This window comes from Martelella alba, from assembly GCF_006516955.1.
Classification (GTDB): domain Bacteria; phylum Pseudomonadota; class Alphaproteobacteria; order Rhizobiales; family Rhizobiaceae; genus Martelella; species Martelella alba.
In genome coordinates this window covers 83,829-100,286 of sequence record NZ_VHLG01000001.1, presented here as the reverse complement: position 1 = coordinate 100,286, position 16,458 = coordinate 83,829, and the positions used below count along the sequence as shown (strand labels likewise).

13 protein-coding genes are annotated in these 16,458 nt (G+C 58.5%); 9 read left to right on the top strand and 4 right to left on the bottom strand.

Going from position 1 to position 16,458, the window contains the following annotated elements:
- Nucleotides 1-16: 16 nt before the first annotated feature.
- From FJU08_RS00465 to lipA, 7 genes are all read left to right on the top strand, one after another.
- Entirely contained in the window at nt 17-1,393 is a 1,377-nt protein-coding gene (locus FJU08_RS00465) for a pyruvate dehydrogenase complex E1 component subunit beta (RefSeq protein WP_141147013.1), read from the top strand.
- A 12-nt stretch (nt 1,394-1,405) separates the two neighbouring features.
- Nucleotides 1,406-2,734, top strand: coding sequence for a pyruvate dehydrogenase complex dihydrolipoamide acetyltransferase (locus tag FJU08_RS00460; RefSeq protein ID WP_141147012.1), 1,329 nt, complete (start codon nt 1,406-1,408; stop codon nt 2,732-2,734).
- A gap of 18 nt (nt 2,735-2,752) precedes the next feature.
- On the top strand, nt 2,753-3,391 hold the full coding sequence (locus tag FJU08_RS00455; protein ID WP_141147011.1) for an SGNH/GDSL hydrolase family protein: 639 nt from the start codon (nt 2,753-2,755) through the stop codon (nt 3,389-3,391).
- An 89-nt stretch (nt 3,392-3,480) separates the two neighbouring features.
- Entirely contained in the window at nt 3,481-3,717 is a 237-nt protein-coding gene (locus FJU08_RS00450) for an HP1242/YdcH family protein (RefSeq protein WP_141147010.1), read from the top strand.
- A gap of 77 nt (nt 3,718-3,794) precedes the next feature.
- Nucleotides 3,795-5,237: a dihydrolipoyl dehydrogenase gene (gene lpdA, locus FJU08_RS00445; protein WP_141147009.1), complete on the top strand. Its 1,443-nt coding sequence runs from the start codon at nt 3,795-3,797 to the stop codon at nt 5,235-5,237.
- Between the two features lie 61 nt (nt 5,238-5,298).
- Entirely contained in the window at nt 5,299-5,544 is a 246-nt protein-coding gene (locus tag FJU08_RS00440; RefSeq protein WP_141147008.1) for a GlsB/YeaQ/YmgE family stress response membrane protein, read from the top strand.
- 64 nt (nt 5,545-5,608) lie between these two features.
- Nucleotides 5,609-6,583 (top strand): lipoyl synthase, encoded by a 975-nt coding sequence (lipA, locus tag FJU08_RS00435; RefSeq protein ID WP_141147007.1) that lies wholly within the window; start codon nt 5,609-5,611, stop codon nt 6,581-6,583.
- 288 nt (nt 6,584-6,871) lie between these two features.
- On the opposite strand, the gene FJU08_RS00430 is transcribed toward lipA, so the two are convergent.
- Nucleotides 6,872-7,669 carry a DUF72 domain-containing protein gene (locus FJU08_RS00430; protein WP_141147006.1) on the bottom strand — a complete coding sequence of 266 codons (798 nt, stop codon included), beginning with the start codon at nt 7,667-7,669 and terminating at the stop codon, nt 6,872-6,874.
- Nucleotides 7,670-7,679: 10 nt separating this feature from the next.
- Entirely contained in the window at nt 7,680-10,601 is a 2,922-nt protein-coding gene (gene uvrA, locus FJU08_RS00425; protein WP_141147005.1) for an excinuclease ABC subunit UvrA, read from the bottom strand.
- Nucleotides 10,602-10,843: 242 nt separating this feature from the next.
- Here uvrA and FJU08_RS00420 point away from each other — a divergent pair, with 242 nt between their 5' ends.
- A complete protein-coding gene (locus tag FJU08_RS00420) occupies nt 10,844-11,377 on the top strand; it encodes a single-stranded DNA-binding protein (protein ID WP_141147004.1) in 534 nt (177 codons plus the stop codon).
- A 274-nt stretch (nt 11,378-11,651) separates the two neighbouring features.
- On the opposite strand, the gene FJU08_RS00415 is transcribed toward FJU08_RS00420, so the two are convergent.
- Nucleotides 11,652-12,296, bottom strand: a complete 645-nt coding sequence (locus FJU08_RS00415) for a MarC family protein (RefSeq protein WP_141147003.1) — start codon at nt 12,294-12,296, stop codon at nt 11,652-11,654.
- A gap of 219 nt (nt 12,297-12,515) precedes the next feature.
- Between FJU08_RS00415 and gyrA the strand changes: the two genes are divergently transcribed.
- Nucleotides 12,516-15,305, top strand: coding sequence for a DNA gyrase subunit A (gene gyrA, locus FJU08_RS00410; protein WP_141147002.1), 2,790 nt, complete (start codon nt 12,516-12,518; stop codon nt 15,303-15,305).
- 134 nt (nt 15,306-15,439) lie between these two features.
- On the opposite strand, the gene FJU08_RS00405 is transcribed toward gyrA, so the two are convergent.
- Nucleotides 15,440-16,264 carry a sulfurtransferase gene (locus FJU08_RS00405; RefSeq protein ID WP_181409695.1) on the bottom strand — a complete coding sequence of 275 codons (825 nt, stop codon included), beginning with the start codon at nt 16,262-16,264 and terminating at the stop codon, nt 15,440-15,442.
- Between the last annotated feature and the right edge of the window lie 194 nt (nt 16,265-16,458).

The window sequence follows — 16,458 nt, the reverse complement described above, 5'->3', positions numbered from 1 at the left end:
GGGAGGGACAAGAACAATGCCCACCAATATCCTTATGCCTGCGCTCTCTCCGACGATGGAAGAGGGCAACCTTTCCAAATGGCTCAAGAAGGAAGGCGACAGCGTTTCTTCCGGTGACGTGATTGCTGAAATCGAAACCGACAAGGCCACGATGGAAGTCGAAGCCGTTGACGAAGGCGTTATCGGCAAGATCCTGATCGCCGAAGGCACTGAAGGCGTAAAGGTCAACACACCGATCGCCATTCTGCTCGAAGAGGGCGAAAGCGCTGACGATATTTCGGCCGCAGCCGCCGCACCGGCGCCTGAAGCCGCAGCACCTGCTGCCGCCCCGGCAGAAGCGCCCGCACCGGTTCCGGCCCAGCCGATCGCCGTTGAGGTTGCCTCCGACCCCGATATTCCGGCTGGCACCGAAATGGTCAACATGACCGTTCGTGAAGCGCTGCGCGACGCCATGGCCGAAGAAATGCGCGCCAACCCGGACGTTTTCGTCATGGGTGAGGAAGTCGCTGAATATCAGGGCGCCTACAAGGTAACCCAGGGCCTGCTGCAGGAATTCGGCGCCAAGCGTGTCGTCGACACGCCGATCACAGAACATGGCTTTGCCGGTATCGCCGTTGGTGCAGCTCTTGGCGGCCTGCGCCCGATCGTCGAGTTCATGACCTTCAACTTCGCCATGCAGGCGATTGACCAGATCGTCAATTCGGCGGCCAAGACTCACTACATGTCCGGCGGCCAGATGGAATCGCCGATCGTGTTCCGCGGTCCGAATGGTGCTGCTGCCCGCGTTGCAGCCCAGCACTCGCAGTGCTATGCCGCATGGTACAGCCACATTCCGGGCCTCAAGGTCGTCATGCCCTATACGGCTGCTGACGCCAAGGGCCTGCTGAAGGCCGCGATCCGCGATCCGAACCCGATCATCTTCCTGGAAAACGAAATTCTCTACGGCCACAAATTCGATGTGCCGAAGCTTGATGATTTCGTGCTGCCGATCGGCAAGGCCCGCATTCACAAGCCGGGTAAGGATGTCACTGTGGTGTCCTTCGGCATAGGCATGACATACGCCATTGAAGCAACTGAAAAGCTTGCGGAAATGGGTATCGACGTCGAGTTGATCGATCTGCGCACAATCCGCCCGATGGATCTGCCGGCGATCATCGAATCGGTCAAGAAGACCGGTCGCCTGGTCACCGTCGAAGAAGGCTTCCCGCAGTCTTCCGTCGGAACCGAAATCGCCACGCGCGTCATGCAGCAGGCCTTCGATTATCTCGATGCGCCGATCCTGACGATTGCCGGCAAGGACGTACCCATGCCCTACGCCGCGAACCTCGAAAAGCTGGCCCTGCCCAACGTCGGTGAAGTCATCGATGCGGTCAAGGCTGTTTGCTACAAGTAATGGAGGCGTTCCATGCCGATCAAGATCACGATGCCGGCGCTTTCGCCGACCATGGAAGAGGGCAATCTGGCCAAGTGGCTTGTCAAGGAAGGCGACACTGTCGCTTCCGGCGATGTGATTGCCGAGATCGAAACCGACAAGGCAACGATGGAAGTCGAAGCCGTCGATGAGGGCACGGTTGCCAAGATCGTCGTTCCTGCCGGAACCGAAGGTGTCAAGGTGAATGCCCTGATCGCCATCCTTGCCGGTGAAGGTGAAGACGTCGCGGCCGCAGCGGCTTCCGGTGGAGATGCACCGGCAGCTGCAGCCGCTCCGGCTGCTGAGGCCCCCAAGGCCGCAACGCCGGTTGCTGATGCTCCGGTTCCGCAGGCGGCCGCTCCGGCCGCTCCGGCAATGGCTTCGGGCGAGCGTGTCTTTGCCTCGCCGCTGGCGCGTCGTCTGGCCAAAGAAGCCGGTCTCGATCTCGCAGCGGTTGCCGGTTCCGGCCCGCATGGCCGGATCGTCAAGTCGGACATCGAGAAAGCCCAGGCCGGTGGCGCTGCCAAGCCCGCCGCAGCAACGGTCGCCGAAGCTGCCGCACCGGCACCTGCTGCTGCCAAGCCCGCATCCGACGACGCTGTTCTCAAGCTGTTCGAGGAAGGCTCCTACGAGCTCGTCCCGCATGACAATATGCGCAAGACGATTGCCAAGCGGCTGCAGGAATCGAAGCAGAATATCCCACACTTCTACGTCTCGGTCGATTGCGAGCTCGACGCGCTTCTGGCGCTGCGCAGCCAGCTGAACAAGGCCGCGCCAATGAAGGGCGAAAAGCCTGCCTACAAGCTTTCCGTCAATGACATGGTCATCAAGGCCATGGCGCTGGCGCTGCGCGATGTGCCGGATGCCAACGTGTCCTGGACCGACAATAACATGGTCGTGCACAAACATGTCGATGTTGGCGTCGCCGTCTCGATCCCCGGTGGCCTGATCACCCCGATCATTCGCAAGGCCGAGGAAAAGCCGCTGTCGGTCATCTCCAACGAGATGAAGGACATGGGCCGCCGTGCCAAGGAAAAGAAGCTGAAGCCCGCCGAATATCAGGGCGGTACGACAGCTGTTTCCAACATGGGCATGATGGGTGTGAAGGACTTTGCCGCCGTGGTGAACCCGCCGCATGCATCGATCCTTGCGGTTGGCGCGGGCGAGAAGCGGGCTGTCGTCAAGAATGATGAGCTCACCATCGCCACGGTCATGACCGTCACGCTGTCCACCGATCATCGTTGCGTCGATGGCGCTCTTGCCGCCCAGGTTCTGGGTGCCTTCAAGGGCTATATCGAAAGCCCGATGTCGATGCTGGTCTGAGGCTGAACGGAGCCGATCATGAAGACGGTGCTGTGCTTCGGCGATTCTCTGACTTTCGGGCATGATCCCGCCGGCAACGGCGCCCATGCCCACAAGGATCGCTGGCCACTGGTTCTGCAGGAAAGGCTCGGGAATGACGTCTATGTCATTCCCGAAGGCCTTAGCGGCAGAACGACGATGTTTGACGACCACTGCACCGATGCGGATCGCAACGGTGCGCGCGTTCTGCCAACGCTTCTGGCAAGTCACGCTCCGCTTGATCTCGTGATCATCATGCTCGGCACCAATGATCTGAAGCCATGGACTGGGGTGGGTGCACTTGGCGCTGCACGCGGCATGAGCCGACTGATCGAACTGGTCCGCCAGCGCGTCATTCCGATGAATGGCGAGGTGCCGGAGATGTTGATCGTTTCGCCGCCTCATATCGTCGAAACGGCCAATGATACCAGCATGGCGATCATGCCTGGGCTGATTGCCCAGTCGCAAATGCTGTCGACACTCTATCGCGATCTCGCTGACAACAGCGGTTGCGGCTTCTTCGATGCAGCCTCGGTCGCCAAGGCAAGCCCGCTCGACGGTGTGCATATGGACGTCGAGAATACAAGGGCACTCGGACGCGGTCTGGAACCGATTACACGTATGATGCTCGGCCTTTAGGGCGAGTGTTCGAATTAGATGACGGTCAAGGAGTGGACACACTTTAAGTTTAGGCGCGGGAAAAACACCCTTTTAAGAGGAGGTTCCCGATGCCGAAAGTGCCCCATGACCTGACGGAAGAACTGCCAGGTTTCAGACAGCGCATGCGCGAACTGAGACAGCAGGATAGCCGTTTTGACAGGCTTTTTCAGGCCTATCACAGCATGAACCGCGCAATTTTTCGCGCGGAGACAAAAATCGAGCCGGCCGATGACATGCACATGATCTTCATGCGCAGGCGACGGATGGCTCTCAAGGATGAAATTTACGGGATGCTTGAGGCCTGACCGGTTGCGACATCCCTGACACTGGATTGAGCCGCCGGAAGGTGAGGACCGGTCCGATCGAAGGAGATGGAAAGCCCATGTCTCAGAATTATGATGTCATCGTCGTAGGTGCCGGTCCTGGCGGCTATATCGCAGCAATCCGCGCAGCGCAGCTTGGCCTGAAGACCGCCATTGTCGAGCGTGAACACATGGCCGGCATCTGCTCCAACTGGGGCTGCATTCCGACCAAGGCATTGCTGCGTTCGGCCGAAATCCTCGATTTCGCTGAAAACGCCAAGGATTACGGCCTTGTCGTCGAGGGCCATGTCAAGGCTGACCTGAAAGCCGTTGTTGCCCGTTCGCGCGGCATTGCCGGCCGGATGAATGCCGGTGTCGGCTTCCTGATGAAAAAGAACAAGGTCGATATCATCTGGGGTGAGGCGACGCTTTCCAAGCCCGGCGAACTGATCGTCACCGATACCAAGAAGAAGGTCGTGGAGCCGCAGGCACCGAAGCCGAAGAACACGCTCGGCGCTGGCACCTATACCGCAAAGCATATCATCGTTGCCACCGGTGCACGTCCGCGTTCGCTGCCGGGGATCGAACCCGACGGCAAGCTGATCTGGACCTATTTTGAAGCGCTGAAGCCGGAAACCCTGCCGAAATCGCTTCTGGTGATGGGCTCTGGCGCGATCGGCATTGAGTTTGCGTCTTTCTACCGCTCGCTCGGCGTCGACGTGACGGTAGTCGAGGTGATGAAGCAGATCATGCCGGTCGAGGACGTTGAAATTTCGGAATTCGCCCGCAAGCGTCTGGAAAAGCGCGGCATCAAGATCCTGCTCGAAGCCAAGGTTGCCAAGGTCGAAAAAGGCGCCAATTCGGTGACCGCCTCGGTCGAGACCAAGGATGGCAAGGTGCAGCAGATCACGGCTGACCGGATGATTTCAGCGGTCGGCGTCCAGGGCAATATCGAGAATATCGGCCTTGAAGCCCTTGGCATCAAGACGGATCGCGGCTGCATCGTCATCGACGATTATTGCCGCACCAATGTTGCCGGTATTTATGCGATCGGCGATGTTGCCGGTCCGCCGATGCTCGCCCACAAGGCAGAGCACGAAGCCGTCATCTGCGTTGAGAAGATCGCCGGTCTTCACGTCCATCCGCTCGACAAGCGCAAGATCCCGGGCTGCACCTATTGCCACCCGCAGGTTGCCTCTGTCGGCCTTACCGAAGCCAAGGCCAAGGATGCGGGCTACGACGTGCGCGTCGGCCGTTTCTCCTTCGTCGCCAATGGCAAGGCCGTCGCACTCGGCGAAGACCAGGGCATGGTCAAGACCGTCTTCGACAAGAAGACCGGTGAGCTGCTCGGTGCCCATATGGTTGGTGCGGAAGTCACCGAACTGATTGAGGGCTTCGTCGTCGCCATGAACCTCGAGACCACCGAAGAAGAACTGATGCACACCATCTTCCCACATCCGACACTGTCGGAAATGATGAAGGAAAGCGTGCTTGATGCTTACGGGCGTGCGCTCAACGCCTGATATCTGCTAAGGTGGCAATCGCGGGTGGATTGCCCGCGATTGACCTGAGGGAGACAGTTTTATGGGTGTAGGCTGGATTACAGCAATTATCATCGGCGGCATTGCCGGCTGGCTGGCGGAAAAAGTGATGAAGTCCGACATGGGCATCATCATGAACATCATTCTTGGCATCGTCGGCTCGATCGTCGCCAATGCAATTTTGAATGTCTTCGGCGTTGCTGTTGAAGGCGGCTGGTTTGCCTATCTGATCACGGGCTTTATCGGCGCCGTCATTCTGATTTTCCTCGGACGGATTATCCGTCGCTGAATTCGCTTTTCAGATCGCAACGGGACCGGAGCCTGCCTCCGGTCCATAGCAGGTTCTAGATATCATGGTCACACTTCTCGACACCACCAAGACCGGCGAGCAGAAGCGCATCCGTCATCCGGAAAAGGCGCATAAACCCGATACCGAGGTGATGAAGAAGCCGGACTGGATCCGCGTCAAGGCGCCGACATCGAAGGGTTACCACGAAACCCGCGGTATTGTGCGCACCAATAAGCTCGTCACCGTCTGCGAAGAGGCCGGCTGTCCCAATGTCGGCGAGTGCTGGGACAAGAAGCACGCCTCCTTCATGATCATGGGCGAGATCTGTACCCGTGCCTGTGCCTTCTGCAATGTCGCGACCGGCAAGCCCGGCGCACTTGATGAAGACGAGCCTGAAAATATCGGCAATGCCGTCAGCCAGATGGGCCTGTCACATGTCGTGATCACCTCAGTTGACCGCGATGACCTGGACGATGGCGGCGCCGAGCATTTTGCCAAAGTGATCCGCGCCATCCGTGCCGCTTCGCCATCGACGACGATCGAGGTGCTGACGCCTGATTTTCTGCGCAAGCCCGGTGCGCTCGAGACCGTCGTTGCCGCGCGGCCGGATGTTTTCAATCATAATATGGAAACCGTTCCGTCAAACTATCTGACGGTTCGTCCCGGCGCCCGCTATTTCCATTCGGTGCGCCTGTTGCAGCGGGTCAAGGAACTTGATCCCAACATGTTCACCAAGTCCGGCATCATGGTCGGCCTCGGCGAAGAGCGCAACGAAGTGCTGCAGCTGATGGATGATCTGAGAACGGCTGACGTGGATTTCCTGACCATCGGCCAGTATCTCCAGCCAACCCGCAAGCATCACCGCGTCGTCAGCTTCGTCACGCCTGACGAGTTCAAATCCTATGAGACGGTTGCCTATACCAAGGGCTTTCTGATGGTATCGGCCAGCCCGCTGACCCGTTCATCGCATCATGCCGGTGAGGATTTTGCCCGCCTTCGCGAAAACCGCGCCCGAAAACTGGCACAGGCCGCCGAATAAGCCGCGCTTGTCGACCTGAAAAAGCCGCCTTCGGGCGGCTTCAGATCGCTGCCAAAGTCATTCAGATTGCCTGCGTGGGGGGGGAACCGCCCCGTCCGTCGTCATCCCCGTGCTCGTCACGGGAATCCAGGCTCTTCAAGGCATTGGATTATAATAGTTTTTCGCCCTACAGACGCATAGCGGCTAGATGCCTGTGGACCAAGCACAGGCATGACGACAGAAAAAGAGGCGCGGTTTGTCAGCAAATTGAGCCGCCTTCGGGCCGCTTTTTTCATGTCAGCTAAAAGGTCAGGGTAACAGCATCGCCTGCAGCGCCATGGCACCCGACGGTGCGTTGACCTTTCCGCCGGTAATGAAAAAGACATAGGCATCGCGCGGCACATCTGGCGCGATCTCATCGTCAAGACGCGGCAGGCCGGGGGCAGTGCCACCCGAAGCAAGCGCTGAGATCCGCTTCCCCCAGACCGGCAATTCGGTTTCAGGGTAGCATTTCGGATTGCTATCCTCACCCTTTTGCAGGCGCAGATAGACGAAATCACCTGTGACATCGGCAATCAGCGGATAATCCGCGTGGTCGGCAAGGACAATGGCAACACCATATTGGCGGGCCAGCGCAACAAAGGTCGGCGTCAGAAAGGATATGTGTCGCACTTCAACAGCATGTCTGAGCGGCAGGCCATCCTGCTTTTCCGGCAGAAGCTGAAGGAAGGCTTCAAAATCCTCGGCTTCGAATTTCTTCGTCGGCATGAATTGCCAGAGGATTGGTCCCAGCCGGTCGCCAAGCTCGACAATCCCCTGATTGAGAAATTTCCCAACAGATTCCGCCGATTCCGCAAGCTTCTTGCGATTGGTGCAAAAGCGGCTCGCCTTCAGCGAAAAGACAAAACCATCCGGTACGGCACTCGACCATTTGGCGAATGTGGCCGGCTTTTGTGATGAATAATAGGTGGAATTGACCTCAATGACGGAAAGCTGGCGGCTGGCAAATTCCAGCTGCCGCGCCTTTGCCAGTTTTTCCGGGTAAAAAGAGGCTTCCCAGGCTTCGAAATTCCAGCCGCCAATCCCGACCCGTACAATACCAGCCATTATCCGTCTCCTATTCGGCCGCGCTTAACCGTTTGGTCGGCCGACGCTCCAGAAGTTCCTTCAGATAGTGACCGGTATAGGAACGCTCGACAGCGACAATCTGCTCCGGCGTGCCCGTGGCAACGACCTCGCCACCGCCGTCACCGCCCTCCGGCCCGATATCGATGATGTGATCAGCCGTTTTGATGACTTCGAGATTGTGCTCGATGACAACGACCGAATTGCCCTGATCGACGAGCTTCTGCAGCACGTCTAGCAATTTGGCAACGTCATGAAAGTGAAGCCCCGTGGTCGGTTCATCAAGGATGTAGAGCGTTCGTCCGGTCGAACGGCGTGACAGTTCCTTGGCCAGCTTGACGCGTTGTGCCTCACCGCCTGACAGCGTATTGGCCTGCTGGCCGATCTTGATATAGCCAAGGCCGACATCGGAAAGCGTCTGCAGCTTGTCGCGCACTGCCGGCACGGCGGAAAAGAATCCCACGCCTTCCTCGACGGTCATGTCGAGAATGTCGGAAATCGACTTTTCCTTGAACTTCACCTCCAGCGTCTCGCGGTTATAGCGTTTGCCATGGCAGACATCGCAGGTGACATAGACATCCGGCAGAAAGTGCATCTCGATCTTGATCAGACCGTCGCCCTGACAGGCCTCGCAGCGCCCGCCCTTGATATTGAAGGAGAAACGGCCCGGCTGATAGCCGCGCGCCTTTGCCTCCGGCAGGCCGGCGAACCATTCGCGGATCGGCGTGAACGCGCCGATATAGGTCGCCGGGTTGGAGCGCGGCGTACGGCCGATCGGCGACTGGTCGATATCAATCACCTTGTCGACGAATTCGAGCCCGTCAATCCGCTCATGCGGGGCAGGGTTCTCGCGCGCACCCATGACCCGGCGCGCGGCAGCCTTGTAGAGCGTCTCGATCAGGAAGGTCGACTTGCCACCACCGGAAACCCCGGTCACGGCGGTGAAAACGCCAAGCGGGATCGATGCCGTGACATTTTTAAGATTATTGCCGGTCGCGCCGACAATCTTGATTTCCTTGCCCTTCTTCGCCTTGCGCCGTTCACCGGGAATGGCAACAAAACGGGTGCCGGACAGATATTGCCCGGTCAGCGATTTCGGATTGGCCATAATCTCCGGCGGCGTGCCCTCAGCAACAATCTCGCCGCCATGGATGCCCGCGGCCGGGCCGATATCCAGCACGTAATCAGCGGCCAGAATGGCGTCTTCATCATGTTCGACGACAATCACGGTATTGCCGATATCGCGCAAATGTTTCAGCGTATCGAGCAGACGCGTGTTATCGCGCTGATGCAGGCCGATCGAGGGCTCATCGAGCACATAGAGGACGCCCGTCAGGCCGGAACCGATCTGCGATGCAAGGCGGATACGCTGGCTCTCGCCGCCCGAAAGCGTTCCGGAATTGCGAGACAGCGTCAGATATTCCAGCCCGACATCGTTGAGGAACCGCAAACGCTCGCGGATCTCCTTGAGGATACGCACGGCAATATCATTCTGCTTCTGCGAAAAATGCGACGGCAGGGTCTCGAACCAGCTGGCCGCGTGACGGATCGACATCTGCGTCACCTGACCGATATGCTGACCGTTGATCTTGACCGCCAGCGCCTCGGGCTTCAGGCGGAAGCCGTTGCAGGCCGGGCAGGGGGCCGCCGACATGTAGCGCTCGATCTCCTCGCGCGCCCAGGCGCTGTCGGTCTCTTTCCAGCGCCGCTCGAGATTGGGGACAATGCCCTCAAAGGTCTTGGTTGTCTTGTAGCTGCGGGCACCGTCAGAATAGTTGAATTCAATCTTTTCCCTGGTGCCGTAGAGGATCGCCTCACGCGCCTCCTGCGCAAGCGCATTCCAGCGTGCCGTCAGCTTGAAACCAAAATGGCCACCAAGCGCTTCCAGCGTCTGCTTGTAATAGGGTGAACTCGACTTGGCCCAGGGCGCAATCGCCCCATCGGAGAGCTTGGCCGTGCTGTCCGGCACGACCAGCCCTTCATCGATTTTCTGCTGGAATCCGAGACCGTCACAGGTGGGGCAGGCGCCGACCGGATTGTTGAAGGAGAACAGCCGCGGCTCGATTTCGGGAATGGTGAAGCCGGACACAGGACAGGCAAATTTCTCTGAGAAAAGAATATGTTCATGCGTTTCGTTCAGAGATTTGTTTGCCGCGCCGCCCGCCGCGGTTTCGGATTCGGGCAGCGGCTTGTCGGCAAATTCAGCGACGGCCAACCCCTCTGCAAGCTGCAGGCAGGTCTCAAGACTGTCGGCCAGACGTGTTGCCAGATCTGCGCGCACGGCGATGCGGTCCACCACGACGTCAATGTCATGCTTGTATTTCTTGTCCAGCTTGGGCGCATCGGCAATTTCATAAAAGGTGCCATCGATCTTGACCCGCTGAAAACCCTTCTTCTGAAGCTCCGCCAGCTCCTTGCGAAACTCGCCCTTGCGACCGCGCACGATCGGTGCCAGCAGATAAAGCCGGGTTCGTTCTTCAAGCGCCAGAATACGGTCGACCATCTGTGTCACCGTCTGGCTCTCGATCGGCAGACCGGTCGCCGGCGAATAGGGAACGCCGGTGCGAGCGAAGAGCAGGCGCATATAGTCGTAGATCTCGGTCACCGTACCAACGGTGGAACGCGGGTTCTTCGAGGTGGTTTTCTGCTCTATGGAAATGGCTGGCGACAGACCTTCTATGCGGTCGACATCAGGCTTCTCCATCATTTCGAGAAACTGCCGTGCATAGGCCGACAGGCTTTCGACATAGCGCCGCTGCCCCTCGGCATAGATCGTGTCGAAGGCAAGCGACGATTTGCCGGAGCCGGACAGACCCGTCATCACGATCAGAGAATTGCGTGGCAGGTCGACGTCGACACCCTTGAGGTTGTGCTGGCGCGCACCACGGATGGAAATGGTTTTCAGTTCGCTCATGATATCTCGAAAAAGACGTTCGGAAACTCGGGTCTCTATGTAGTTCGTCAATGTAAGGAGTCGAGGGGCGTCTGCACGACTCTTGACTCCATCCTAACAGCATCCTAGAACAAATAAAGAACATTTTATTTGTGGATTTCGCTGCCAGTCTTCGCACACGGCTTCACCCTCTGGCGCGGGATCATCTACAGTTGCTGAGATTGATTTGAAGCGCCGCGCAAGCGGTATAGCAGGTGGTGAATATGGCAGGTAGTGTAAACAAGGTCATTCTGATCGGCAATCTCGGAGCTGACCCGGAAATCCGCAGAACGCAGGACGGCCGGCCGATTGCCAATCTGCGCATTGCCACGTCGGAGAGCTGGCGCGACCGCAATAGCGGTGAACGCAAGGAACGCACCGAGTGGCACCGCGTCGTGATCTTCAGTGAGGGACTGTGCAAGCTTGCGGAACAATATCTGCGCAAGGGCTCCAAGGTCTATCTGGAAGGCCAGCTGCAGACCCGCAAATGGACCGATCAGAGCGGGCAGGAACGCTATTCGACCGAAGTTGTTCTGCAGGGCTTCAACGCAACATTGACCATGCTCGACGGCCGCGGCGAAGGCGGCGGCGGCGGCGGTTCGTCTTATGGCGGCGGCTCTTCCGGTGGCAATTTCGGCGGCGGTTCTTCCGGCGGTGGCTATGATGATTATGGCTCTCAGCCCTCCGGCGGCGGGCGCAGCGGCGGCGGTGGCGGCGGTGGTTTCTCGCCGGATCTTGACGACGACATTCCGTTTTGAGCCATCGGCACAGAAGAACCGGCCGCCAAGGGTCGTCAGATTGCTGACAAAGTCATTCAGCTTTTCTGTTTTGAGGGACAATCCCCCCCTCCGTCGTCATCCCCGTGCTTGTCACGGGGATCCAGTTTCATAAGATATTGAATAAGTTTTCTCTTTCTCCGCCTCCGCGCGTCGGCTGGATGCCTGTGACCAGCACAGGCATGACGTAAGAGAAGGGGATAGGGTTCGTCAGCAATCTGAGCCGCCGCGCTGAGGCGGCTCTTCTGTTTCACCCTTAGCCCCGGACGAGATGGAGGCCGAAGGCAGTGACGATACCGTCAATCACAAACTGAACGGCGAGCGCCGTCAGCACCATGCCGAGGATCCGCGTCAGGATGTTGCGGCCCGTCTGGCCAAGGGCGCGATCAATCAGACCGGCCAGCAGAAGCGAAGCGAAGGTGATCGCGGCGGCAAGGAACAGGACCGCGATCAGCTGCAGGTTGGCAACGAAGCCATGCATGCGCGATCCAAGCAGGATGGTAGCAGAGATCGAACCGGGGCCGGCGATCAGCGGCATGGCCAGCGGAAAGACGGCGATATTGGCGATATGATCCTTGGTGATCGCGACTTCGCTGACCTTTTCCTTGCGCTCCTGCCGCTTCTCGAAAATCATTTCGACACCGATCCAGAACAGCAAGATGCCGCCTGCGATGCGAAAAGCGCTCATGGAAATGCCGAGCGCATTCAGCACGCTTTCACCAAAGACGGCAAAGACCACCAGAAGCAGGAACGAGATCACCGAGGCGCGAAACGCCACCTGGCGGCGCTGAAGCCGGTTCATGCCAGTCGTCAGGCCGATAAAGAGCGGGATCAGACCGGGCGGATCAATCGTCACCATCAATGTGGTGAAGCCATTTGCCAGGGTCGAAAGCGTTGCCATAAAGCCCCTCGTTTCAGCGAAAAACGCGCTTGATTTCGAACGATTTAAATCACATACAGTGGTTACGCCATTATGGCACAGCACAACCGATGAATGCAGCGTTTTTTCGGCGAGACTCTTTTGCCGATATCCACGGTCAATCCCGTCGCCAAATTGGCGTCTGACGCCCGTTTCGGCTATAAAAACGCCAGTGATTCTAGCTTGAGATCGTGATTCGATTTGACTGAACAAACGACATCTTCGGGCGGGGGGCTCCCGCCGGGCATCGAGCCCATATCCATTACGGAGGAAATGCAGCGCTCCTATCTCGATTACGCCATGAGCGTGATCGTGGCGCGCGCGCTGCCTGACGTCCGCGACGGTCTGAAACCGGTTCACCGCCGTATCCTCTACGGCATGTCCGAGCTCGGCGTCGACTGGAACAAGAAATACATGAAATGCGCCCGTGTCACGGGTGACGTCATGGGTAAGTTCCATCCGCACGGCAATGCCGCCATCTATGACGCGCTTGCCCGTATGGCACAGGACTGGTCGCTCAGGCTGCCCTTGATCGACGGTCAGGGCAATTTCGGCTCGGTTGACGGCGACCCGCCGGCAGCTGAACGTTATACCGAATGCCGGCTTGAAAAGGCCGCGCATACGCTGCTCGACGACCTCGACAAGGATACGGTCGATTTCCGTGAGAACTATGACGGCACGCTCTCCGAGCCCGTTGTGCTCCCGGCGAAATTCCCGAATCTTCTGGTCAATGGCGCCGGCGGCATCGCGGTCGGCATGGCCACCAATATCCCGACCCACAATTTGGGTGAGGTCATCGACGGCTGTATCGCCATCATGGACAATCCGGGTATTGAACTGCCGGAACTGATGCAGATCATTCCGGGCCCCGATTTCCCGACCGGTGCACAGATCCTCGGCCGGGCCGGCATCAAGTCGGCCTATGAGACCGGACGCGGCTCCGTCGTCATGCGCGGCAAGGCCTCGATCCAGCCGATGCGCGGTGACCGCGAACAGATCATCATCACCGAAATTCCCTATCAGGTGAACAAGGCGACGATGATCGAGAAGATGGCCGAGCTGGTCCGCGACAAGCGGATCGAAGGCATTTCGGATCTGCGCGACGAGTCCGACCGCGAGGGCTATCGCGTCGTCGTCGAACTGAAGCGCGACGCCAATGCCGAAGTCGTGCTGAACCAGCTCTACCGTTACACGCCGCTGCAGACCTCGTTTGGCTGCAACATGGTGGCACTGAATGGCGGCAAGCCGGAACAGATGACGCTGCTTGACATTTTGAAGGCCTTTGTCGCCTTCCGCGAAAATGTCGTCAGCCGCCGCACCAAATATCTGCTGCGCAAGGCCCGTGATCGCGCTCATGTCCTGGTCGGCCTCGCCATTGCCGTTGCCAATATCGATGAGATCATCAGCCTGATCCGTCGTGCGCCTGATCCGGGTACCGCCCGCGAACAGCTGATGGAGCGCCATTGGCCGGCCCAGGACGTGGAATCGCTGATCCTGCTGATCGACGATCCGCGCCACAAGATCGGCGAAGACGGCACCTATCAGCTGTCGGAAGAACAGGCGCGCGCCATCCTCGAACTGCGTCTTGCCCGTCTGACGGCGCTTGGCCGCGACGAAATTGGCGATGAACTGAACAAGATCGGCGAGGAGATCCGCAACTATCTGGAAATCCTCTCCTCGCGCCTGCGCATTCAGGAAATCATCAAGGAAGAATTCGCCGCCGTGCGCGACGAATTCGGCACGCCGCGCCGCACCGAGATCCTCGATGGTGGCCCGGATATGGACGATGAAGACCTGATCGCCCGTGAGGAAATGGTCGTCACCGTATCGCGCTTCGGCTATATCAAGCGTGTGCCGCTGACCACCTACCGGGCCCAGCGCCGCGGCGGCAAGGGCAGGGCAGGCATGTCGATGCGCGACGATGATTTCGTCACCCGCCTCTTCGTTGCCAGCACCCATACGCCGGTTCTGTTCTTCTCCTCGCGTGGCATTGTCTACAAGGAGAAGGTCTGGCGTCTGCCGCTCGGAACGCCGCAATCGCGTGGCAAGGCCCTGATCAACATGCTGCCGCTGGAACAGGGTGAAACCATCACCTCCATCCTGTCGCTGCCGGAGGATGAGGAAAGCTGGGGCGAACTCGACGTGATGTTCGCAACGACCCGTGGCACGGTCCGCCGCAACAAGCTGTCGGATTTTGTCCAGGTCAACCGCAACGGCAAGATCGCCATGAAGCTGGACGATGAGAATGACCGCATTCTCTCGGTCTGGACCTGTACGCCGGATGACGACGTGCTGATGACGACGGCGCTTGGCCAGGCAATCCGTTTCCCCGTTCCGAGCGTGCGTGTTTTTGCTGGCCGGAATTCGATCGGTGTGCGCGGTATCGCGCTGGCCGAAGACGATCGCGTGATCTCCATGTCGATCGTCAGCCATGTCGATGCCCAGCCCTGGGAACGCGCCGCCTATCTCAAGCGATCCGCACTTGAGCGCCGCTCGGAAACGGGCGAGGCGGAAGAAATCGCACTGGTCGGCGAAGAGGTAGTAGAAGAAGGCACGCTTGTCGACGAGCGCTATGAAGAGCTGAAGGCGCGTGAGCAATTCGTGCTGACCGTCTCCGAAAAGGGCTTTGGCAAACGTTCGTCTTCCTATGATTTTCGTATATCGGGCCGCGGCGGCAAGGGTATCCGTGCCACCGACACGGCCAAGGTTGCCGAAATCGGCGAACTGGTTGCCGCCTTCCCGGTTCTCGATACCGATCAGATCATGCTCGTTACCGATGGTGGCCAGCTGATCCGCGTACCGGTTGACCAGATCCGCATCGCCAGCCGCGCCACCAAGGGTGTGACAGTGTTCAAGACCGGTGCAGACGAAAAGGTCGTCTCGGTCGAGGGCATTAGTGAACCCGATGAAGTCGAGGGGGAGGGTGAAGACCTTCCCGAGGGCGAGGCTCCACCAGAAGCCGGTGACGATATCGCTGATACAGAAGATTAAGAAAAATCTTCAATGCATTGAAATAAAAGGCCCGGTGCTTTTCGCCGGGCCTTTGTCTTTTACCAATTGATCGTTTGGACACGGTCGCCCGGGCGATCGAAATTTCCGCGCGCGCGGTGGACAGGAGAAAGTGCCTATCTTTCAATCGGCATGCCGACCATGCTTCCCCATTCGGTCCAAGATCCATCATAGACGCGTACATTTTTGAAGCCGAGCAATTCGGTCATGGCGAAGCTGGCAAGTGTCGCCCGGTGGGCCAACCGGCAATAGGAAATGACCGGAGTTTCACGATCACCGACATGCGGTTTCACCAGATCGGCGATTTCCGCGGGTGTTTTGAAGGTCGTGTCTTCATTGAGAAGCGCATCAAAGGGCAGATGACCTGCCCGGGGGATGCGCCCATAGCGCTCTGCTCCCACGTCTGCCTTGCCCGGCAGACCAACCCGCTGACCGGAATATTCTTCATGCGACCGGTGATCGAGGATCACCGTTTCCGGGTTATCTATCGCGCCAAGAACATCCTCGCGACTGGCGCGCATATCCGGCATCCGCGCTGGCCTGCCATAGTCCTGCTGATCGAAGACAGGAGCATCCAGTGCGATCTCCCGCCCTTCGCGGCGCCACTTTTCCTTACCGCCGTTCAGGATGCGGACATCGTCATGTCCAAAAAATTTCAGCACCCACCATGCATAAGTGCCAAACTGCACGGGCGCGCCATAGATCACAACAGTCGTGTTCCGCGTTATACCGTTTTCGCCAAGCCGGGCCGCAAAGTCCGCATCAGCCGGAAATTCCCGCTGATAGGGATCCCACAGCACAGATTTCCAGTTCCATCCGACAGCACCGGGTAAATGCCCCTCTGCATAGTCGTTAAGACCATCCCAATTGATCTCGACAATACGGATCTGCGGGTCAAAAATCCGCTCTGCCAGCCATTCTGTTTCAACGAGCGCGCTCATGACAATATTCTCCTTACCGGGCTGCGCCTTGTGAGGCCGCAACTCATATTGCCAGGGCTTCAGCCCCGACGGCGGATATGTCAGTACACTCAGGCTGACAGACCACCACCCATCTTTCAACCACCCCGTCGGAACAGGATGCGAAAAGCGCAAAGAATAGTGCGACATTGGACAATATTGCCAAAGCATCAGCC